18 protein-coding genes and 2 pseudogenes are annotated in these 21313 nt (G+C 73.4%); 13 read left to right on the forward strand and 7 right to left on the reverse strand.

Features of this window, described 5'->3' with window-relative positions:
* A partial coding sequence (locus EBN88_RS07885) for an ABC transporter substrate-binding protein (protein WP_122183078.1) occupies positions 1–1923 on the reverse strand: 1923 nt, incomplete at its 3' end.
* Positions 1924–2153: 230 nt separating this feature from the next.
* Here EBN88_RS07885 and EBN88_RS07890 point away from each other — a divergent pair.
* From EBN88_RS07890 to EBN88_RS07915, 6 genes and pseudogenes are all read left to right on the forward strand, one after another.
* The gene (locus EBN88_RS07890; protein ID WP_122183079.1) at positions 2154–2453 is read left to right on the forward strand and encodes a hypothetical protein; all 300 of its coding nucleotides are present in this window, start codon (positions 2154–2156) and stop codon (positions 2451–2453) included.
* Between the two features lie 142 nt (positions 2454–2595).
* Positions 2596–3399: a hypothetical protein gene (locus EBN88_RS07895; RefSeq protein WP_122183080.1), complete on the forward strand. Its 804-nt coding sequence runs from the start codon at positions 2596–2598 to the stop codon at positions 3397–3399.
* 63 nt (positions 3400–3462) lie between these two features.
* A pseudogene (locus tag EBN88_RS07900) lies at positions 3463–5383 on the forward strand (fumarate reductase/succinate dehydrogenase flavoprotein subunit).
* On the forward strand, positions 5380–6198 hold the full coding sequence (locus EBN88_RS07905) for a succinate dehydrogenase/fumarate reductase iron-sulfur subunit (RefSeq protein ID WP_122183081.1): 819 nt from the start codon (positions 5380–5382) through the stop codon (positions 6196–6198). Before EBN88_RS07900 ends, EBN88_RS07905 begins: the two are co-directional and overlap by 4 nt.
* 205 nt (positions 6199–6403) lie before the next feature.
* Positions 6404–6610 (forward strand): SPOR domain-containing protein, encoded by a 207-nt coding sequence (locus EBN88_RS31685; RefSeq protein ID WP_233580521.1) that lies wholly within the window; start codon positions 6404–6406, stop codon positions 6608–6610.
* Between the two features lie 85 nt (positions 6611–6695).
* Positions 6696–9173: a SpoIIE family protein phosphatase gene (locus EBN88_RS07915; RefSeq protein ID WP_233580522.1), complete on the forward strand. Its 2478-nt coding sequence runs from the start codon at positions 6696–6698 to the stop codon at positions 9171–9173.
* Between the two features lie 20 nt (positions 9174–9193).
* Here EBN88_RS07915 and EBN88_RS07920 read toward each other — a convergent pair whose 3' ends face one another.
* The 3 genes from EBN88_RS07920 to EBN88_RS07930 form a co-directional block, all read right to left on the reverse strand.
* Positions 9194–10573: an FtsX-like permease family protein gene (locus tag EBN88_RS07920; protein ID WP_122183082.1), complete on the reverse strand. Its 1380-nt coding sequence runs from the start codon at positions 10571–10573 to the stop codon at positions 9194–9196.
* 1 nt (position 10574) lies between these two features.
* Complete coding sequence (locus EBN88_RS07925; protein ID WP_122183083.1) at positions 10575–11393, reverse strand: ABC transporter ATP-binding protein; 819 nt, start codon at positions 11391–11393, stop codon at positions 10575–10577.
* Between the two features lie 193 nt (positions 11394–11586).
* On the reverse strand, positions 11587–12339 hold the full coding sequence (locus tag EBN88_RS07930; RefSeq protein WP_122183084.1) for a GntR family transcriptional regulator: 753 nt from the start codon (positions 12337–12339) through the stop codon (positions 11587–11589).
* 295 nt (positions 12340–12634) lie between these two features.
* On the opposite strand from EBN88_RS07930, the gene EBN88_RS07935 reads away from it, so the two are divergent.
* Complete coding sequence (locus tag EBN88_RS07935) at positions 12635–13582, forward strand: cation diffusion facilitator family transporter (RefSeq protein WP_233580523.1); 948 nt, start codon at positions 12635–12637, stop codon at positions 13580–13582.
* 7 nt (positions 13583–13589) lie between these two features.
* Positions 13590–13727: pseudogene (locus tag EBN88_RS32665) on the forward strand (DNA-binding protein); the annotation flags it as partial.
* 165 nt (positions 13728–13892) lie between these two features.
* Here EBN88_RS32665 and ychF read toward each other — a convergent pair.
* A complete protein-coding gene (gene ychF / locus EBN88_RS07945) occupies positions 13893–14981 on the reverse strand; it encodes a redox-regulated ATPase YchF (protein WP_122183085.1) in 1089 nt (362 codons plus the stop codon).
* Positions 14982–15192: 211 nt separating this feature from the next.
* Between ychF and EBN88_RS07950 the strand changes: the two genes are divergently transcribed.
* Complete coding sequence (locus EBN88_RS07950; RefSeq protein WP_147472676.1) at positions 15193–15657, forward strand: DUF6542 domain-containing protein; 465 nt, start codon at positions 15193–15195, stop codon at positions 15655–15657.
* A 9-nt stretch (positions 15658–15666) separates the two neighbouring features.
* Here the strand turns inward: EBN88_RS07950 and EBN88_RS07955 are convergent, their stop codons facing one another.
* Positions 15667–16650, reverse strand: a complete 984-nt coding sequence (locus EBN88_RS07955; RefSeq protein WP_122183087.1) for a 4-hydroxy-3-methylbut-2-enyl diphosphate reductase — start codon at positions 16648–16650, stop codon at positions 15667–15669.
* A gap of 88 nt (positions 16651–16738) precedes the next feature.
* Here EBN88_RS07955 and xseA point away from each other — a divergent pair, with 88 nt between their 5' ends.
* From xseA to EBN88_RS07970, 3 genes are all read left to right on the forward strand, one after another.
* Positions 16739–17989, forward strand: coding sequence for an exodeoxyribonuclease VII large subunit (gene xseA, locus EBN88_RS07960; RefSeq protein WP_122183088.1), 1251 nt, complete (start codon positions 16739–16741; stop codon positions 17987–17989).
* Between the two features lie 5 nt (positions 17990–17994).
* Entirely contained in the window at positions 17995–18273 is a 279-nt protein-coding gene (locus tag EBN88_RS07965; RefSeq protein WP_122183089.1) for an exodeoxyribonuclease VII small subunit, read from the forward strand.
* A gap of 170 nt (positions 18274–18443) precedes the next feature.
* Complete coding sequence (locus tag EBN88_RS07970; protein ID WP_122183090.1) at positions 18444–19037, forward strand: malonic semialdehyde reductase; 594 nt, start codon at positions 18444–18446, stop codon at positions 19035–19037.
* Between the two features lie 37 nt (positions 19038–19074).
* Here the strand turns inward: EBN88_RS07970 and EBN88_RS07975 are convergent, their stop codons facing one another.
* On the reverse strand, positions 19075–19815 hold the full coding sequence (locus tag EBN88_RS07975; RefSeq protein ID WP_147472677.1) for a DUF4245 domain-containing protein: 741 nt from the start codon (positions 19813–19815) through the stop codon (positions 19075–19077).
* Between the two features lie 157 nt (positions 19816–19972).
* Between EBN88_RS07975 and glpX the strand changes: the two genes are divergently transcribed.
* Positions 19973–21010, forward strand: coding sequence for a class II fructose-bisphosphatase (glpX, locus tag EBN88_RS07980; RefSeq protein ID WP_122183092.1), 1038 nt, complete (start codon positions 19973–19975; stop codon positions 21008–21010).
* The last annotated feature ends 303 nt before the right edge of the window (positions 21011–21313 follow it).

Here is a 21313-nt window from a genome sequence, read left to right on the forward strand (position 1 = left end):
CACCGCGCCGGCCGCCGCGCCAAGGGGGGTCACCCTCGTCTCCTCGGCGGCCGGCCGCCATGCGGCCGGGCTGTCGGCCGCGCCGGCGGAGGCCGAACTCCCGCTGGCGCTCGCGCCGTTGGCGTCGTCGGCCCGCTCGGCGTCGGCGCCGTCGCCGCCTTCCGACGCGCCCTCGGCGCCCTCGTTCCCCTCACCGGAGGCGCCCGCCGTCTCATCCGACTCTCCGCCGGAGGCGTCCCCCGCGCCCCCGGCCTCCCCTGCCCCGCCGGAGGCGGCCTCGGCGGCCTCGCCGTCAGGCGGGGCCGCCAGCGTGTTCGCGGCCTGGGTGAGCAGGCCCGCGCGTTGTTGGGCGGTGGGGAGCCGGAGGCTCAGGGGGCGGTGGGTGGGCTGCCCGTCGCGGGCCGCCTTGTCGTCGGCGGTCGGGTCCCCGTCCGCCGTCAGGCGCCAACCGACCTTCTCCAGCAGCTCCGTTGAGCGCGGCGCCCCGGGTTCCCCGGCCGCCTCGCTGGTGTCCTCGTACTCGTGCTGCCCCACCACCCGCAGGTGGCTGCCGAGCGGAGCCGTCGGCAGCCCCGCCGGGCCGTGCACCTCGCGGGCGAGTTTCTCGCGGTCCAGGGCCCGGGCGATGGCCCAGCGCACCTGTTCGTCCTCCAGCAGCTCGGAGCTTCCGTTGAGGGTGAGTTGGGTGTAGCTCGGGTGGTAGGCACGGTGCACGGTGAAGTCGCGAAGCTGTTCCCTCAGGGCCTCCTCGCGGGTGGCGAAGGTGCGTTCCCGCGTCTCGTCCGCCCTGACCACCGCCTCCGCGTAGCGCTTGTCGGCCGCCTCGCTCTCGGGGGTCCGGTGGAGCCGGGCGACGGCCATCTCGTGGAGCGCGTCCAGGGCCGGCGAGGGACCGGAGGGCCCCGAGGGTGGGCTCAGCTCGCCCTCCCCGAGCCCCTCGCCCTTCCCGTCGTCGGCCGACTCGCCGTCGTCGGCCCCGCCCTCGCCGTCCGCCCGCTCCGTGTGGGCCGCGTCGATGCGGGCGGCCTCGGACGGGGAGACCTCCGCGATGTCGACGGAGCCGTCCCGGAGCGCGGCGTCGCGCTCCCCGCGTTCGACGGCCGTGAGGACCAGCTCGTCGAGGAGCGCGGGGTCGCCCCACCAGCGCTCGTTTCGCGCCAGGACGACCGACCGTTCCTTCTGGTCGATCGACTGGACCTGGAAGGGCCCGGCGAACAGCGGGAGTTCGCTGCGGGAGCCCTCGTTGAAGACCTCGGGCTCGCCGGTCACCTCGGCCGGGTAGAGCGGACTGAAGAGCGCCCGCCACTCCGCGGTCGGGCGGGTGAAGGTGACCTCCACCTGGTGTTTCTCCGGGCCCTCCGCGATCTTCTCGATCCGGTCGTAGCCCTGGGCGCTGGCCGACCAGTAGGACCTGTCCTCGCCGCGCAGGGCCTTCCACTGGGCGACGAAGTCCTCGACGTCCAGCGGCCTGCCGTCGCTCCAGGTGGCCTCGGGGTTCAGTGTGTAGACCACCCGCTGGCGCGGCTCGGTGGCGGTGACCTCGGCCGAGCGGAGGTAGTCCCGGTTGGGTTGGGGCCGCCCCCGGCCGTCGAGGGTGTGGAGCATCGGCAGGGTCGCGGCGGCGATCCGCTCGGTGACCTCGTCGGACTCGAAGTGGTAGGCGTTGAGGGTGGCCGGGAGCGCGTCCACGGCCCAGGTGGCTCGGCCGCCCTCGCGCAGCCCCGCGCGCTCGGCGGTGGCCAGGGACTGGGCGGCGTCGTCGAGGACGGACCGGTCGCCGTCCCCGTCGCCGCCGCAGCCCGCGAGCAGCGGGGTCAGCAGCAGGCCGACGGTGAGCGCGGCCGTCCATCGGGCGCGCGTCGGCCGCCGGGCCGGGCGGCTGGTGGCCGCCGGTTGCTCGCTTCTCGCTGGGACGCCTGCCATCGCTTGTACCTCCGGCCCACCGGGCGCAGTCCGCTTAACCGTTCATCACACGTATCCATCACTGAACGGGAACGCCGCCCGCGCGCTCGGCCGACACGGCGCCGTGCCCGCCCAGGACCACTCGCCCGGCCCAGGCCGCTCACCGAGCCGGCCGATGACGACCCCTTCCCAAGCGGCTGTGACACGGTTCACACTCGTCTTCGGCGATCCACCACCAATGGAGGTGGCACGTGAGCCTGCACGAAGAGGAACTGCGAGCCGCGCAACGCTGTGTCGACCAGCTGGCCGTCCATATCGGCCGTCTGGAGCGGGAGTTCGGGCCGGGCCTTGAGACCCGGCGGCTGCGCGCCGACGCCGAGCACCTGCGGGAGGGGCTGGCCCTGCTGGCAGCGGTCGGCGGCGCCCGGCCGCCCGCCGCGCCCAGCGCGGATGAGCCGATCGCGATCCCCGAGGCGCCCTACGACCGGCGCCTCTGGAAGGACGCCGACGACGAGGGCCTCGGCGCCCGGCACGGCCCGCACCGCCCCTGAGCCCTCGGGCGGCGCCCCCACACCCGAGCGGCGCGCGCCCCGGGACGCGCGCCGGGAGCGCACCACCGGCCCGCGCACCCCCGGCGAGCACCGCCCAGCACCGTCCAGCCCGTACGACCCCGACGAGCATCGGGAGCAATCCGTGGCAACCGAAACCGCACCGAACGCCCCGCCGAGCCGGGCCGCCATCCAAGCCCGCCATCTGCGCACCGACCGCTGGTGGCTGGCGCCCACGGTGACCGTGCTGGCGCTGCTGACGTTCATCGCCTACGCGAGCTGGCGCGCCTTCTCGCAGGCCGACTACTACGCGGCGCCCTATGTCTCGCCCTTCTACTCGCCCTGCCTGGCCGAGGCGTGCGAGCCGATGCGCGGCGGGCCCAACGTCGCGCTGGTGGGCGAGTGGTGGCCGTTCTCCCCCGCGCTGGTGATCCTGGTCTTCCCGCTGGGCTTCCGGCTCACCTGCTACTACTACCGCAAGGCCTACTACCGTTCCTTCTGGGCCTCGCCGCCGGCCTGCGCGGTCGCCGAGCCGCACCGCTCCTACTCGGGCGAGCGCCGTTTCCCGTTGGTCCTCAACAACGCGCACCGCTACTTCTTCTACGCCTCGGCGCTGATCGCGGGCGTGCTCACCTACGACACGGTGCTCGGCTTCCGGAACGAGGAGTACGCCTGGGGGCACATGGGCGTCGGCACCCTGCTGTTCCTCGTCAACATCGTTCTGGTGTGGGCCTACACGCTCTCCTGTCACTCGTGCCGACACGTCATGGGGGGCAGGCTGCGGAGCTTCTCCCGGCATCCGGTGCGCTACCGGCTGTGGACCTGGATCAGCCGGCTGACCGGCCACCACATGGCGCTGGCCTGGGCCTCGTTGGCGAGCCTGGCGCTCTGCGACCTCTATGTCTACCTCCTGGCCACGGATGTCTTCTCCGACCCTCAACTCTTCTGAGGCGGCGCGGAACTGACCGTTGCGTGACCAGACATGTCCACCGACGAGCAAGGAGTGACCGCAGTGAGCACCGTGGCACGGCAGGCGTGGGACGTGGTGGTGGTCGGCGCCGGGGGTGCCGGGCTGCGGGCCGCGATCGAGGCCAGGGAGCAGGGGCTGCGCACGGCGGTGGTCTGCAAGTCCCTCTTCGGCAAGGCGCACACCGTGATGGCCGAGGGCGGCATCGCGGCCAGCATGGGCAACGTCAACGAGAGCGACGACTGGCGGACGCACTTCAGGGACACCCTGCGCGGCGGCAAGTTCCTCAACCACTGGCGGATGGCCGAGCTGCACGCCCGCGAAGCGCCCGACCGGGTCTGGGAGTTGGAGACCTGGGGCGCGCTCTTCGACCGCACCGGCGACGGCCGGATCTCGCAGCGGAACTTCGGCGGCCACGAGTACCCCAGGCTCGCCCACGTCGGCGACCGCACGGGGCTTGAGTTGATCCGCACGCTCCAGCAGCGGATCGTCGCGCTCCAGCAGGAGGACTTCCGGGAGAGCGGGGACCACGAGGCGCGGCTGAAGGTCTTCCAGGAGTGCACGGTGACCCGGGTGCTCACCGAGGGCGGCGCCCCGGGCGGGCGGGTGGCCGGGGTCTTCGGCTACGAGCGGGAGTCGGGGGCGTTCTTCGTGCTGGACGCGCCGGCCGTGGTGCTGGCGACCGGCGGGATCGGCAAGTCGTTCAAGGTGACCTCCAACTCCTGGGAGTACACCGGGGACGGGCACGCGCTGGCGCTGCTGGCGGGGGCGCCGCTGGTGAACATGGAGTTCGTGCAGTTCCACCCGACGGGCATGGTCTGGCCGCCGTCGGTGAAGGGCATCCTGGTCACCGAGTCGGTGCGGGGCGACGGCGGGGTGCTGCGCGACAAGGCGGGCCGGCGGTTCATGTTCGACTACATCCCGGACGTGTTCCGCGCGCAGTACGCCAGGGACGAGGCCGAGGCGGACCGCTGGTACGAGGACCCGGAGCACAACCGTCGCCCGCCCGAGCTACTGCCGCGCGACGAGGTGGCCCGGGCGATCAACGCCGAGGTGAAGGCGGGGCGCGGCAGCCCGCACGGCGGGGTCTTCCTGGACGTGGCCAGCCGGCTGCCGGCCGCCGAGATCATCCGCCGACTGCCGTCCATGCACCACCAGTTCAAGCAGCTGGCCGACGTGGACATCACCAGGGAGCCGATGGAGGTCGGGCCCACCTGCCACTACGTGATGGGCGGCGTGGACGTGGACCCGGACACCACGGCGGCGACCGGGGTGCCGGGGCTCTTCGCCGCCGGCGAGGTGGCCGGCGGGATGCACGGCTCCAACCGGCTCGGTGGCAACTCGCTCTCCGACCTGCTGGTCTTCGGTCGCCGCGCCGGCCTGCACGCCGCGCTGCACGCCGGCGGGCTGGCGCCGGCGCGTCGCCCGCGCGGGGGCGGAGCAGCTGGAGGCGGCGGCGGCCGAGGCGTTGGCGCCGTTCGACGCGGCGGAGCCGGCCGAGGACGGCGGCCCGCCGGAGAACCCGTACACGATCCACACCGAACTCCAGCAGACGATGAACGACCTGGTCGGCATCATCCGGCGGGACGCCGAGATGGCCGAGGCGCTCCGGCGGCTGGCCGGGCTGCGGGCCCGCGCCGAACGGGCCTCCGTCGAGGGGCACCGGCAGTACAACCCGGGCTGGCACCTGGCGCTCGACCTGCGGAACATGCTGCTGGTCAGCGAGTGTGTCGCGCTGGCGGCCCGGGAGCGCACCGAGTCGCGCGGCGGCCACACCAGGAACGACCACCCGGCGATGGACCCGGCCTGGCGCCGGGTGAACCTCCTGTGCGAGCTGCCCGACCCGGCGGCCGGCGTCCGGCTCAGCCGCCGCGACCTGCCGCCCATCAGGGCCGATCTGCTCGGCCTCTTCGAGCGCGACGAGCTGGCCAAGTACCTGACCGACGAGGAGCTGACGGAGCGGTGAGCGAACGAGCGAGCGACGAGACCGGAACGGATGCCCAGGCCGCGCCCCGGCGGGCCAGGCTGCGGATCTGGCGCGGGGACGGGGCCACCGGCGGGCTGGCCGACTTCACGGTGGACGCCCACGAGGGCGAGGTGGTGCTCGACCTGATCCACCGGGTGCAGGCGACCCAGGCGCCCGACCTGGCGGTGCGCTGGAACTGCAAGGCCGGCAAGTGCGGCTCCTGCTCGGCCGAGGTCAACGGGCGGCCCCGGCTGCTCTGCATGACCCGGATGTCGCTCTTCGCGCCCGACGAGGTGCTGACGGTGACCCCGATGCGCACGTTCCCGGTGATCAGGGACCTGGTGACCGATGTGAGCTTCAACTACACGAAGGCGCGGGAGATCCCGGCCTTCGTGCCGCCGCCCGACCTCGCGCCGGGCGAGTACCGGATGAGCCAGGAGGACGTGGCCCGTTCCCAGGAGTTCCGCAAGTGCATCGAGTGCTTCCTGTGCCAGGACGTGTGCCATGTGGTGCGCGACCACGAGGAGAACAAGGAGGCGTTCGCCGGGCCGCGCTTCCTGATGCGGGCGGCCGAGCTGGACATGCACCCGCTGGACGCGGCGGGCGAGCGGGGCCTTGACCGTGCGCGCGGCGCACAGGAGGAGCACGGGCTCGGCTTCTGCAACATCACCAGGTGCTGCACCGAGGTGTGCCCCGAGTCGATCAGGATCACGGACAACGCCCTGATCCCGCTCAAGGAACGGGCGGCGGACCGCAAGTACGACCCGCTGGTCTGGCTGGGCTCCCGGATTCGCCGCCGGCGGCGCGGCGACTGACCGCGCGGCCGGGCGGGCCGGCCGAGGCACGTCCGGGGGAGATCCGGGGCACGTTCCGAGAACGCCGGAACACGCTCACCGAAACGGCGCACGGGGGGAGCACGACGCGTGCGCCGGCGCATACCACCAACGCTGTGGCCTGAACCGTGTGCGCTGGGTAAGGCGCTGGCGTAAGGTCTGGGCATATGCGGAGGTGGGGTGAGTGATGAACGGCAGCAATCTGCACCCGTGGCAGGTGATCCGTCAGGAGAAGAACGGCAGCCGCTACCGAATAGGTCGGTGCGCCACCAGGTCCGAGGCCCAGCGACTGGTCGAGAGGCTACGCGCCGGCGCCGCCGCCTCGCCGCCCGCCCACCTCGACGTCGACTACCTCGTGGAGCGGGTGGAGGCCGGAGGGCGCGGGCGCCGCTGACCCCGGGCACAATCGGGTATAAGGGACATTCAGCCCTGCTTCGCCGGACCCGGCCGGTGAAGGCACCCGACGGGGGACGTGGAGCGTGCGCACAGAACCTTCCCACCCTGGCGGCCTGTCCGGCGAGCACCCGGGCGGCGGCGGCCAGCGTTCGTTGCTGGACGTCCTCCGCCTCGGCTTCCTGATACTGGACGACGCGGACCGGGTGGTGCTCTGGAGCCCGACGCTCAGCGAGATCCTGGGACGCCCCCAGGAGCGTGCCGTCGGCACCCGGCTGGCCGAACTCGTGGCCACCGAAGGCGGCGGCGCCCCGCCCCTCTCCTACCGTTCGGTGCTGGCCGACGGCGGCTGGCGCGGGGTACTGCGGATGTGGCACGAGGACGGCACGCCGGTCCCGATGGAGTGCCGGGCGCGCCCGCTGCGGGACGCGGACGGAAACCCCCTCATTCTGGCCATTCTCGTCGAGGTCGGCGGAATGCTCCAGGTCGAGCAGAACCTGGCCGCCCTCGACGGGCTCTTCACCGCCTCGCCGCTCGGCATCGCCATCTTCGACACCTCGCTGCGCTATGTCCGGGTCAACGACGCGCTGCGTGACCTGCACGCCGTGGGCGACCGCGAGCTGACCGGCCAGACCGTGCTCGACGTGCTGCCCTCGCCCACCGCCCAGGAGATCCACCGGCTCCAGCAGGGCGTCCTCGACACCGGCCAGCCGGTGATCGACCTGGTCACCTCGTCGCCCGACGGCGAGGGCGCCCAGTCCCTCTCGCTCGGCCGGCTGCTGGGCAGGGACGGCCGGCCGCTCGGCGTCAGCTGCACGGTGATGGACATCAGCGAGCGGCGCGAGGCGCTGGCCAAGATCGAACGCGCCCGCCAGCGCCTGGCCCTCCTCAACGACGTCGGCAACTCCCTGGGCGACCTGCTGGACGTCCGCCGGATCTCGGAGACCCTCGCCCAGCAACTGGTGCCGCGCTTCGGCGACTTCTCCAGCGTCCAACTGCTCGCCGGCCTCGCCGCCGGCGGCGACCCGGCCCCCGCCGAGTCCCTCGGCGAGGCCGAGCTGGTGCAGCTGGGCGTCGCCGCCAAGCGGCACACCGAGGACATCGACCGGCTGCTGGGCGTCGGCTACTCCGACGCGTTCCCGCCGACCCCCGTCCTCGCCTCGGTCCTCGCCCGGGGCACCCCCCATCTCGCGGAGGAACAGAGCGCGTTGATCGAGGGGCTGCCCGACGACTCGGCGATGGTCGAGTCCGTCGTCGGCCTGGACATCCGCTCCATGCTCACCCTCCCGCTGCGCGCCAGGGGAACGACGCTGGGCCTGCTGCTGATCAGCCGCGCCGGGCACAGGACCCCGTTCGACCGGGAGGACCTGGCGCTGGCCACCGAGGTCGCGGCCCGCGCCGCCATCTCGCTGGACAACGCCCGCCTCTACGCGCGCGAGCGCGAGGGCGCGCTGATGCTGCAACGCAGCCTGCTCCCCCAGTGGCTGCCCGAACTGCCCGGCGTCACCGTCAGCCACCGCTATGTGCCCAGCGCCAGCGGGGCGGAGATCGGCGGCGACTGGTTCGAAGTGATCCCGCTGGCCGGCGGCCGGATGGCGTTCGTGATCGGCGACGTCACCGGCCACGGGCTGCGGGCCGCCGCCACCATGGGCCAGCTGCGCACGGCGGTGCGCACCCTGGCCACCCTCGACCTGGCGCCCTCGGAGCTGCTGCGCCGGATCAACGACCTCGGCGAGGACATCGCCCAGCACCCCGACGACCCGATGATGGCCACCTGCGCCTACGCCGTCTACGACCCGGCGACCCGGATCTGCACCGTCGCCAAGGCGGGCCACCTGCCTCCGGTCCTGGTCACCAGGGAGGAGGAGAGCGACGGTTGGCGGGCGCGGCCGCTGGACCTGCCGTCGGGGATGCCGCTCGGGGTGAGCGGCACGTCCTTCGAGGAACGCCGCGTCGAACTCCCGGAGGACACCCTGCTGGTGCTCTACACCGACGGCCTCATCGAGACCAGGGACGAGGACCTGAGCGTGGGGCTGGACCGGCTCTGCACCCTGCTGGAGCGGATCGGCGGCTCCGACGTGCCGCTCGGCCTGGTCTGCGACCACCTGATCGGGGCGCTGCGCCCCAACGTCAAGGACCACGACTCCGACGACGTGGCCCTGCTGATCGCCCGGCTCGGCGGGCTGCCGGCCGACCGGGTGGCCTCCTGGACGTTCCCCGCCGAGCGCCGGGTGGTCCGCGAGGCGCGCGCCCTGGTCGTGGCCACGCTGCGCGGCTGGGGCCTCGAAGGGCTGGCCGAACAGGCCGAGTTGCTGGTCAGCGAGGTGGTCACCAACGCGGTCCGGCACGCGCGCGGCCCCGTCGAGCTGCGGGTGGTGCGCGGCTCGACGCTGCTGGTCGAGGTCACCGACCCGGTGCTCGACCCGCCGCGCGAGCGAACGGCCACCCCCGAGGACGAGGGTGGCCGTGGCCTGTCGATGGTCTCCCGGGAGGCCCGCCGCTGGGGCACCAGGCGCGGGCCGGCCGGGAAGACCGTCTGGTTCGAACTGACCACCGGCCCCTGAGCCTTCACCGCGCGCGGCGCTCAGGCGGCCAGCACCGCGTCGACGGCGGAGGAACGGCGCACCACCCGCCACGCCGTGCCGACGCAGGCGGCCAGCGTCACCAGCAGCGCCGCCGAGGCCACCGCGCCGTGGATCGCCCAGACCGCGCCGTCGTCGGGGAGCCAGGCGCCCGCCCTGGCCTGCCCGAACGGCAGCAGCAGGAGCACCGAGGCCAGCAGCCCCGAGACGATCCCGGTGCCGGCGACCAGCAGCCCCTCCACGCCCACGGCGGCGAACACCTGCCGGGGCGTGGCCCCCGCCAGCCGCTGCTGGCCGAACTCGCGGCGGCGGAAGGCGGTGGCCGAGACCAGGGTGTTGACCAGCATGATGCAGCAGAAGGCCGCGATGACGCCGACCACCACGTAGTTCATCGTCTCCATGGTCCGGCTGTCCTCCAGGATCGCCGCGCCCTCGGCGCGGAGTTGGAGGTTCTCCACCCGCTGCAACGAGAGGGTGCCGGCCGCCGTCCCCGTGAAGACCGTCACCGGGGCCACGGCGCGCGCCAACTCCCCGGTGCGATGCCGCACGTTGCGCACCGCTAGCTCGCCGCTCACCCCGCACAGCAGCCGCAGCGGCCCGCCGAGCACGGCCGTGAGGCCCCGCAGCAGCACCGGCGACAGCAGCGCCAGCAGGATCGACGCGGCCACCACGCCGGGCCCCGCCCCGTTGATCACGTCCACCCCCTCGCCGTCGAGCACGGTCAGGGTGACCGTGACCGAGGCGGCGGTCGCCACCAGCGCCAGCAGCGTCATCAGCCAGCGGCCCCGGCCCATCAGCGGGCCGCCCCCGCCAGCGCCCGAGGCGTCGGCCAGGGCCTCGACCGCGTGCGTCGCGGTCGCCCGGCGCGCCGTGACCAACGCCCCGACCAGCGCGGCGAGAAGCGCGTTGGCCATCCCCATGGACACCGCCACGGGCCCGAAGGCGTGCGACATGCCCGCCTCGATCTGCCCGGACTCCTCCAGCGCGGCGAACAGCAGCCGCCCCAGCGCCATCGCCACCGGGATCGCCGCCACGGCCGCGACCAGCGCCAGCACCAGGGTCTCCCCGACCACCAGCCGCCGCACCTGGTTCGGCGTGGCGCCCACGCTCTTCAACAGGGCCATCTCGCGGGCCCGTTGGCGCACCGTCAGCGACATGGTGGAGACCACGGCGAACGTCACCAGCGCCAGCCCCCAGCCACCGACCACGAAGGCCATCACCTCCAGCGTCTCCACGCTGCTCTCCGGCGCCCCCGGCTGGGCCGCCGTGTCCAGCAGCGAGCCGAAGGCCATCACCATGGCCGCGCCGAAGAGGACCGCGAGGAACCCCGCCAGGAAACCGCCCGGCCGCCTCACCAGGGAACGCGTCGTCAGCTGGAACATCTCAGGCCCCCGCCCCGCTCGCGGCCAGCGTGTCCGCGCCCTCGGCCGCGTCCCAGGCGCCGAGCCTGGTCATCCGCTCCGCCACCGCGTCGGCGGTCGGCTCCCGCAGGGTGCCGGCCAGCCGGCCGTCGGCGAGGAAGATCACCTGGTCCGCGTAGGAGGCGGCCACCGGGTCGTGGGTGACCATCACCACGGTGCGCCCGTAGTCGCGCACCGACCGGGCCAGCAGCCCCAGCACCTCGCGGGCGCTGCGGGTGTCCAGCGCGCCGGTCGGCTCGTCGGCGAAGATCACCTCCGGCTCGGTCACCAACGCCCGGGCGATGGCGACCCGTTGCTGCTGACCGCCGGAGAGCTGCGCCGGCAGGTGGCGCAGCCGCTCGCCGAGGCCGAGCCGGGTGAGGACGTTGACGGCCCGGGCGCGGTTGACCTTCCGGCCGGCCAGCTTCAGCGGCAGCACCACGTTCTGGAGCACCGTCAGCGTGGGCAGCAGGTTGAACTGCTGGAAGACGAAGCCGATCCGCTGCCGGCGCAGCCGGGTCAGCTCCGCCTCGGAGCTGCCGGCCAGCTCGGCGCCGGCGACCGCGACCAGCCCGCTGGTCGGCCGGTCGAGCCCGGCAGCGCACTGCAACAGCGTGCTCTTGCCGGAGCCCGAGGGGCCCATCACGGCGGTGAAGCTGCCCGACGGCAGCGAGAGCGTCACCCCGTCGAGCGCCCTGACCGCCGTCCCGTCCGCCCCGTCCCGCCCGTAGACCCTGGTGACGGAGACCAGCCGCAGCGCCTCCGGCGCCCCGGCCACCGCCTCCCGCGACACTCGGTACATGGCTCCCAGCCCTTCTCCCGTGGATGACGGCGGCCCTTGTCGCCGTCCCCCACGACGCTAGGCAGCGCCGGGGCGGGAAACGATGGGCGCAGACACCGGACCGGGGTGGCCCTGACTTCGGGTGGGGGTGTCGCTGGCACCACCCCGGGGCACCGGCCCCAGCCGGACCGGCAGGCCCACCGGACCGACAGCCCTACCTGACCGGCAGGTGGTAGGCCACGCGGAACCGGTCGGCGGGAACGACCACGTCGGCCGTCTCCACCGGCAGGCAGCCAGCCCGGTAGGTGCGGCGGACCACCAGCACCGGATGGCCCGGCAGCCCGCCCAACACCCGGGCCTCCGCCGCCAGCGCGGGTCTGGCCTCCACCTCCTCGGCGACGTTGTCCACGATCACGTCGATCGCCGCCATCCGCTCCACCACCCCGCGCCCGGCCAACGGCCCCTGCTCGGGCAGCATCACCGGGGTGCGGCCGGTGATCCGCAGCGGCTCCCAGGAGGTGGAGCACATCGCCGCCTCGGTCCCGATCCGGAAGACGTAGCGGGTGCACATCACGGGATCGCCCGCCTCGATCCCCAGCCGCTCGGCGATGCCGGGCGCGGCCTCCCCCCGCTCGCTCTGCGCCTCCCAGGTGCCGCGCACCCGTTCGTCGGCCTGCTCCTGCCGGAACGGGGAGCAGTCGTTCAACGTGCGATAGCCGCTGCGGGTGATGGTGCGCGGCACGGGCCGCTCCCGCACATAGGTGCCGGAGCCGGAACGTCCCTCGACCAGGCCCTCTGCCATCAGCACCTTGCGTGCCTCCAGGGCCACCGTGTCCGAGACCCCGTACGCGGCGCGAATGCTGGCCTGCGAGGGGAGCCGGGTGTGCGGCGGCAGGGTGCCGTCCGCGATCTGCTGTCGAAGGTCGTCCGCGACTCGGAGATACGCGGGCTGTTCACCGAATGCCACGAGCCCCTCCCACAGGTGCTTCCGATTTATGCTGACAAACAGCAACAGCTTGACAACAGAAAGTTGCCATCCGCAAGGGACGGCCAAGGTTTCACCCGAAGTGATGACCGGGGCTTCACGGCGCCCCCGCGTCACCCCCGGCGCACACCCTCGGCGCGGGGGCCGGTGCGTCGCTCCGCCCCCGGCCGGGGTGCCCCGCCCCAACTGACAGAATGTGCCGACGAGTAGACGGCCGAGCCCCCGACCGACGGGGTCGGGACGGCCGAACGGGGAGATCCGGAAGGGGACGCGGGAGATGAGCGCGTCAGGCGGAACGAAGGCGATCGTCGCGGCGCTGTGCGCCAACTTCGCCATCGCGGTCAGCAAGTTCACCGCTGCCGGGTTCAGCGGTTCGTCCTCGATGCTGGCCGAGGGCGTGCACTCCCTCGCCGACGCGGGCAACCAGGCCCTGCTCCTGGTCGGCGGCCGGCGCGCCAAGCGGGCCGCCGACGAGGAACACCCCTTCGGCTACGGGAGGGAGCGCTACATCTACGCGTTCCTCGTCGCCATCGTGCTGTTCTCGGTGGGCGGCCTCTTCGCCGTCTACGAGGGCGTGGAGAAGATCCGGCACCCACACGAGATCGAACACTGGTACTGGCCGGTGGGCGTGCTGGTCTTCGCGATCATCGCCGAGACCATCTCGTTCCGGACCGCGATCAAGGAGTCCAACGAGGTCCGCGCCGGCCAGTCCTGGACGCAGTTCGTGCGCACCGCCAAGGCCCCCGAGCTGCCGGTCGTGCTGCTGGAGGACCTCGGCGCCCTGGTCGGCCTGGTGCTGGCGCTGGGCGGCGTCGGCCTGGCCCTGGCCACCGGCGACGGCGTCTGGGACGGCGTGGGCACCCTGTGCATCGGCGTGCTGCTGGTGGTCATCGCGATCGTGCTCGCCATCGAGACCAAGTCCCTGCTGCTGGGCGAGGGCGCCGGCCGCGCCTCCCTGAGCCGCATCAGGGAGGCGGCGGTGGACGGCGAGAACGTCACCCGGGTCATCCACATGAAGACGCTGCACCTCGGCCCGGACGAGCTGCTGGTCGCCGCGAAGATCGCCGTCAACCACGAGGACGACGCGGCCTCCGTCGCACGGGCGATCGACGAAGCGGAGACCCGTATCCGCGCGGCCGAGCCCCTGGCCCGGGTGATCTACCTGGAGCCCGACATCTACCGCGAGGACGGCGGCCGCCCGGCCGAGGCGCCGGCCGCCGACTGAGGCGGCCCACACGGCCAAGTACGCCGTCGACGCCCTCGTCGCCGCGATGGCGCTCCGCTCCCCGGCTCCCGTCCTCGTGCTGACCTCGGGCCGCGACGACTGGTCGGAACTCCGCGGCGACCGCGTACAGATCAAGGACGCCTGACTTCGGCGTCCACTCAGCTTGAATCCACCCGCTGATCGGCTGACGAGGGGGCAGCCATCCCAGCACCGTCCCAGCACGGGAAGGACCAAGAGCCCGGCTCCGAGGAGTCGGGCTCTCTCTGACCCGCGTGTTTGCCAGATCAGCGAGGTGGCGGTAGGTCACCCACTACACGTTGAAGCGGAACTCCACCACGTCCCCGTCGCGCATCACGTAGTCCTTGCCCTCCATCCGCGCCTTGCCGCGCGCGCGGGCCTCCTGGACGGAGCCTGCGTCGACGAGGTCGTCGAAGGAGATGACCTCGGCCTTGATGAAGCCCTTCTGGAAGTCGGTGTGGATCACCCCGGCCGCCTCGGGGGCGGTGGCGCCGCGCTTGATGGTCCAGGCCCGCGCCTCCTTGGGGCCGGCCGTCAGGTAGGTCTGGAGCCCCAGCGTCGCGAAGCCCGCGCGGGCCAGCGTGGCCAGGCCGGGCTCCTCCTGGCCCACGGTCTGGAGCAGCTCCAGCGCCTCCTCCTCGTCCAGCTCGGCCAGGTCGGACTCCAGCTTGGCGTTGAGGAAGATCGCCTCGGCCGGCGCCACCAACGCGCGCTGTTCGGCCTGGAACGCCTCGTCGGTCAACTCGTCCTCGTCCACGTTGAAGACGAACAGGAACGGCTTGACCGTCAGCAGGTGCAGCTCGCGCAGCGGCTCGGCGCGCTCGCCGCCCTGGGCGATGCCGGCGGAGAAGAGGGTGCGGCCCTCCTCCAGGATGGCCTTGGCCTCCTCGACCGCGCGGACCGTCGGCTGCTTGTCCTTCTTGACCCTGGCCTCCTTCTGGAGCCTGGGCAGGACCTTCTCGATGGTCTGGAGGTCGGCGAGGATCAGCTCGGTGTCGATGGTCTCGATGTCGCTCTTGGGCGAGACCCGGCCGTCCACATGGACCACGTTCTCGTCCTTGAAGGCGCGGATGACCTGGCAGATGGCGTCCGACTCGCGGATGTTGTGCAGGAACTTGTTGCCGAGCCCCTCGCCCTCGCTGGCGCCGCGCACGATCCCGGCGATGTCGACGAAGTCCACCGTCGCCGGCAGCACCCGCTGGGAGGAGAACAGCTCGGCCAGCTTGTCCAGCCGGGGGTCGGGGACGCCGACGACGCCGATGTTGGGCTCGATGGTCGCGAACGGGTAGTTGGCCGCGAGCACGTCGTTCTTGGTCAGGGCGTTGAACAGCGTGGACTTGCCGACGTTGGGCAGGCCGACGATTCCGATCGTGAGCGACACGTGAGACTTCCCGGAACGAGTGGAGGGGATGGACGAACGAGTGAAGGGTGAACGCGACTCACCAGTCTAAGGGCGCGCCGGAGACCGGCCGCCGGGCGCGGTCATATCGACCGTTAAGCGTGTCCCTCCCGGCAGCGCCAGGGCAGCGGCTTACGTTGGAGCGGTGGAACACAGCACGCACACAACTCGGCACCCTCGGCAACATCCGGCCGTGGTGCGCCGGCGGGTGCCCAGGCCCGCCGGCGCGACGCCGGCCTCGGCGAGGGCCAGGGCGGGCGGAGCGCGCCGCGCCCCGTTCCTGGACGCGCTCGGCCGGCTGCCCCGGCCCCGGCTGACCGGCCTCGGCTGCGGGGTGCTGGCGAGCGCCTCCATGGTGGTCGCCGCCTGGTTCTGCGAGGTGATCGGCGGGGCACCCACGCTCTACGGGGTGCTGTTCGTGCTGACCGCCCTCGTCGCGGCCGGCTGGGTGCGCCCCGCCGAGCTGGTCTGCGGCCCGATCGCGGCGCCCATCGCGTTCGCCCTGGGGCTGCTCACCACGAGCGGGCCGATGAGCACCGTCACCGAGTTGGCACTCCGCGCCCCCTGGCTCTTCGCCGGCACGGCGGTGGCCGTGTGGATCGCCGTGGTCCGCAAGGGACTTCAGGTGCTCCGCCGCCGGCTGCGCCGGAGCCGCTGAGCGCCCGCCTCAGGCCTCCAGCTTGGCGGCGGCCTCGGCGCGCAGGTCCCGGCGCAGCTCCTTGGGCAGCGAGAACTGGATGTGCTCGCTGACCGGCTGAACGATCTCCACGTCAGCGAACCCGCGCTCGGCCAGCCACTCCAGGGCGCCGTCCACCAGCACCTCGGGCACCGAGGCGCCCGAGGAGAGCCCCACGGTGCGCACGCCGGCGAGCCAGGACTCGTCGATCTCCGAGGCGTTGTCCACCAGGTAGGAGGCGCCCGCCCCGGCGCCGAGGGCGACCTCGACCATGCGGGCCGAGTTGGAGGAGTTCTTCGAGCCGACCACCAGCACCAGGTCCGACTCGGCGGCGACCTGCTTGATGGCGGTCTGCCGGTTCTGGGTCGCGTAGCAGATGTCGTCGCTCGGCGGGCTGAGCAGGTTGGGGAAGCGCTCCTTCAACGCCCCGACCGTCTCCATGGTCTCGTCGACGGACAGCGTGGTCTGGGAGAGCCAGACGACCTTCTCCGGGTCCCTGACCTCGACGTTCGCCACATCGTCCGGGCCGTCGACCAGGGTGATGTGGTCGGGGGCCTCGCCGCTGGTGCCGATGACCTCCTCGTGGCCGTCGTGACCGATCAGAAGGATGTCGTAGTCCTGGCTGGCGAAGCGCACCGCCTCCTTGTGGACCTTGGTGACCAGCGGGCAGGTGGCGTCGATGGTGGCGAGCCGGCCGCGCTCGGCCTCCCGGTGCACCTCGGGGGCGACGCCGTGGGCGGAGAAGATCACGATCTCGCCCTCGGGGACCTCGGAGGTCTCCTCGACGAAGATGGCGCCCTTCTTCTCCAGCGTGCGGACGACGTACTTGTTGTGCACGATCTCGTGGCGGACATAGATCGGCGGGCCGTACTGCTCCAGCGCCTGCTCCACGGCTATGACGGCGCGGTCCACGCCGGCGCAGTAGCCCCGGGGGGCGGCCAGCAGGACGCGACGGCGCTCGGTGTCTTCAGCCATGGGCCCATCGTAGAGGGCGGAGCGGGCGCGGCGGGGGTGCCGGTGGGCGGGGGAAGGGACTGTCAGTGGCCGGGGTTAGCGTGACTCCATGGCAGCGACGCGGACTTCGGCGGACTCCCCGATCCCGGTCGGGGAGGTGTCCCGGCTCATCGGGGGCTGGATCGACCGGCTGGGGGCGGTGTGGGTGGAGGGGCAGATCACCCAGCTCTCCCGCCGGCCGGGCTTCGGGGTGGTCTTCCTCACCCTGCGCGACCCGGCGCGTGACGTCTCCCTCAAGGTCACCTGCTTCCGGGCGGTCTTCGACCGGGTGGCCGACGTGACGGTCGAGGGCGCCCGCGTGGTCGTGCTGGGCAAGCCCGAGTGGTACGCCCCGCGCGGGGAGTTGTCGCTGCGGGCCTCGGAGATCCGCGCGGTGGGCGTCGGGGAGCTGCTGCTGCGCCTGGAGCGGCTGAAGCGCGCGCTCACCGAGGAGGGGCTGTTCGCCGCCGCGCGGAAGCGGCCGCTGCCGTTCCTGCCGGGCCGGATCGGCCTGGTCACCGGCCGCGCCTCGGCCGCCGAGCGCGACGTCCTGGAGAACGCCAGGCACCGCTGGCCGGCCGTCCGGTTCACGGTGCGGAACGTGGCGGTCCAGGGCGTGCAGGCGGTGGCCCAGGTGGTGGACGCCGTGCGGGAGTTGGACGCGGACGAGGCGGTCGAGGTGATCATCGTGGCGCGGGGCGGCGGCAGCGTGGAGGACCTGCTGCCGTTCTCCGACGAGCGGCTGGTGCGGGCGGTGGCCGACTGCCGCACCCCGGTGGTGTCGGCGATCGGGCACGAGCCGGACTCGCCGCTGCTGGACCTGGTGGCGGACGTGCGGGCCTCCACGCCGACGGACGCGGCCAAGCGCGTCGTGCCGGACGTGGGCGAGGAGGCGTCGCGGATCAGGGAGTTGCGGGACCGGGCGCGGCGGACGGTCGAGGCGCTGGTCGCCCGGGAGGAGAGCGGGCTGGCCGGCGTCAGGTCGCGGCCGGTGCTGGCGGAGCCGCACCGGATGGTGACGGAGCGCGCGGCGGAGCTGGCGGCGCTGGTCGAGCGCTCCCGGCGCACGCTGGGGCATCGGCTGGACGCGGCGCGCGCCGATCTGGAGCACACCAGGGCGCGGGTGGTGGCGCTCTCGCCGGCCGCGACGCTGCGCCGTGGCTATGCGGTGCTCCAGCGCGCGGACGGCGCCGCGGTGCGGGCGCCGGAGGAGGTGGCGCCGGGCGAGGAGCTGCGGGCACGGGTCGCCGAGGGCACGTTCGGGGTCACGGTGCGAGAGCGGGCGGCGGGTTCGGCGGCCGCCGGGACGGGCATAGGGTGACGGCCATGACGGAACCGGACGCGGCGGGCACGACGCTCGGCTACGAGCAGGCGCGGGACGAGTTGGTCGATGTGGTCCGGCGGTTGGAGGCCGGCGGGGTGACGTTGGAGGAGTCCCTCGCGCTGTGGGAGCGCGGGGAGGAGCTGGCGCGGATCTGCGGGCACTGGCTGGAGGGCGCCAGGGCCCGGCTGGACGCGGCCCTGGCGCGGGAGGCCGGGGAGGACGCGGCCGACGACGCCGACGCGTCCCCGGACGCGGGCGGCGGAGGCGGGGCACGGGGCTGAGGCGGCGCGGCGGGTGGCGCAGGCCACGCCCGCCGTTCGGAATAGTCCTCTCCCGCCGGCGGGTTGGCCCTGGGAGGAGCTGCGGGCCCGTTTCCACGGCCTCGCAGGGGACAGCGTCGCCCCGTGCCCTCCCTCGTTCGAACTCCCCCACCAGGAAAGGCCGCCGCCCGATGTCCTTCGCGCTCGACTCCGCCGCCCTCGACCTGCTCTTCCGGGAGGCCCGCACCGCCCGGGTCTTCACCGACGAGCCGGTGTCGGACGAGACGGTCGCCGCCGTCTACGACCTGGTCAAGATGGCGCCGACGGCGTTCAACATCAGCCCGCTGCGGATCACCGTGGTGCGCGGCCGGGAGGCGAAGGAGCGGCTGTTGCCGCTGGTCTCGGAGAAGAACCGGGTCAGCATCGCGGGCGCGCCGCTGACCGTGATCCTCTCCTACGACCTGGACTTCCACGAGAAGCTGCCCACGCTGATGCCGGCCGTTCCGACGCTGAAGGACACGCTCTACGCGGACGAGGAGGTCAGGGAGCGCCAGGGCCTGCTCAACGCGGCGCTCCAGATCGGCTACTTCGTGGTGGGCGTGCGCGCCGCCGGCCTCGCGGCCGGCCCGATGTCCGGCTTCGACGCGGCCGCCGTGGACAAGGAGTTCTTCGGCGACGGCAGGCAGCGCTCGATGGTGCTGGTCAACATCGGCCACCCCGGCGAGAACGCGTACCGCCCCCGCGCGCCCCGGCTGGCCGCCGACGAGGCCGTCACGGTGCTCTGAGGCGCCGCGCGGTCCCGGTTCGCCGGACCGCCCCGGCTCACTCGGGCTGGGCCGTCTCCCTGACCTCAAGGGACTCGGCCAGCCTGGCCAGTTGCTCCAGCGGCGCGGTCCCCATGACCACCGTGGTCACTCCCGGCTCGGTCAGCACCAGGGCGTCGTACTTCGGGCCCTCCCAGAGCGCCCAGTCGCGGCCAGCGATCCGCTCGGTCGCGCCGGTGTCCTCGGCGTCCTGGGTGACCGAGGGCACGAACGCCGCCGGCTCCCCGTCCGCCTGGGCCAGCGCGGCATAGTCCTCGTGCGAGTCGAGGAAGCCCAGCCGCCAGGTCGCGCCGTGCTGCCCCTGCGGCTCGTACCGCACCGAGGTGGCGCGCCAGTCCTCGGGAAGGCCGACGGGCACCACCAGCGGGTAGGGCGCGGCCCGCGCCGCCGTGGCCGAGGCCACGTCGTACTCGACGGTGCGCACCGGGCTCTCCGTCTCGCCGTTGGGCGTCAGGAGGAAGACGGCGAAGGTGGCCAGGCAGATCAGGGCCGTGGAGAGCACCATGTTCCGCAGGCTCTGGAGGCGCAGCCGCTTCAGCCGCCGCGCCCTGGCCTCGTCGTCCTGCTCACCGGTCTCGGGCGTCGCCGCCTCGGGAGTCCCGGCGCCGGCCCCGGTCCCGGACGCGGCCCCGGTCCCGGGCGCGGGCTCCGCCGAGGTGCTCGCCGTCTCCGTCACGCCGTCGTTCGCCATGTCGCTCGCGCCCTCCGCCGCCGGTGTTCTCGCCACGTCCTTCGCCACCCCGCCATGGTCCCCCACCGGGGCCGGGCGATCACAGCCGCCCCCTCGCTCGCTCATCAGATGTGCACTCTGCTCATCTGATCCCGTTCGGGCTAGAGTCGGAGCACCCTCACCTCCGGCACGGGCGCGTCCCGCGCGCCCGGAAAGGCGCGTTCCGATGACCGATCACCACCTCCCGCCCCCGCTCGACGTCGCCCCGCAGGCCCCCGACCGCAACCTGGCCCTGGAGCTGGTCCGGGTCACCGAGGCCGGCGCGATGGCCTCGGGCCGCTGGGTGGGCCGGGGCGACAAGAACGGCGCGGACGGCGCCGCCGTGCGCGCCATGCGCACCCTGATCTCCACCGTCTCGATGAACGGCGTGGTGGTCATCGGCGAGGGCGAGAAGGACCACGCGCCGATGCTCTACAACGGCGAACGGGTCGGCGACGGCACCGGCCCTGAGTGCGACGTCGCGGTCGACCCGGTGGACGGCACCACCCTCACGGCCAAGGGCATGGGCAACGCGGTCTCCGTGCTGGCGGTGGCTGAGCGCGGCGCGATGTTCGACCCCAGCGCGGTGTTCTACATGAACAAGCTGGCCACAGGGCCCGAGGCGGCCGAGTTCGTGGACATCGACGCGCCCCCGGAGGTGAACGTGCGCCGGGTCGCCAAGGCCAAGGGCGGCTCGCCGGCCGACGTGACCGTGGTGATCCTGGACCGGCCGCGCCACGGCGACCTGGTGCGCCGGGTGCGGGAGAGCGGCGCGCGCATCAAGTTCATCCAGGACGGGGACGTGGCCGGCGCCATCATGAGCGTCCGCGAGGGCACCGGGGTCGATCTGCTGCTCGGCGTCGGCGGCACCCCTGAGGGCATCATCGCGGCCTGCGCCATCAAGTGCCTGGGCGGCACCATCCAGGGCAAGCTCTGGCCCAGGGACGAGGAGGAACGGCGGGCGGCGCTGGACGCGGGACACGACCTGGACCGGGTGCTGCACACCGACGACCTGGTGCACGGCGAGAACGCGTTCTTCGTCGCCACCGGGGTGACCGACGGGGAACTCCTGCGCGGAGTGCGCTACCGGGCCGAGACCGCCACCACGCAGTCGCTGGTGGTGCGTTCGCGCTCGGGGACCATTCGGCAGATCGACTCCACCCACCGGCTGTCCAAGCTGCGCGCCTACAGCGCGGTCGACTTCGACAGCCCGGCCGGCGGCTGACCGTTCCGTTCGGAGGGCGAAGGCGCGGTTGTGGGGCCCGGGCGCGGGTGCGGTGGTGTGGCAGCGCGCCCGGGGCACGGGCGCTCACCGACGCGCCCGTAACGCGCGCCGGGGGGCGGGGAGTTGCGCGGGGTGGTGCGGGGAGCGCGTTCTCGCGCCGGCTCGTCCCCGGGGGTGCGTGGCCCGCTCCACGCGCTGCTCTCGGTGGGGCGGCGGCATGGCCGGTGTGGTGCCGCCGCCCCGTTGGACCGGGAGTCGACCGAGATGGGTGTGGGGGTGTCGCCGCGCCGCTCGGGGTGGGGG

Origin of the sequence: Streptomyces triticirhizae (assembly GCF_003696235.1) — a bacterium.
Classification (GTDB): Bacteria; Actinomycetota; Actinomycetes; order Streptomycetales; family Streptomycetaceae; genus Streptomyces; species Streptomyces triticirhizae.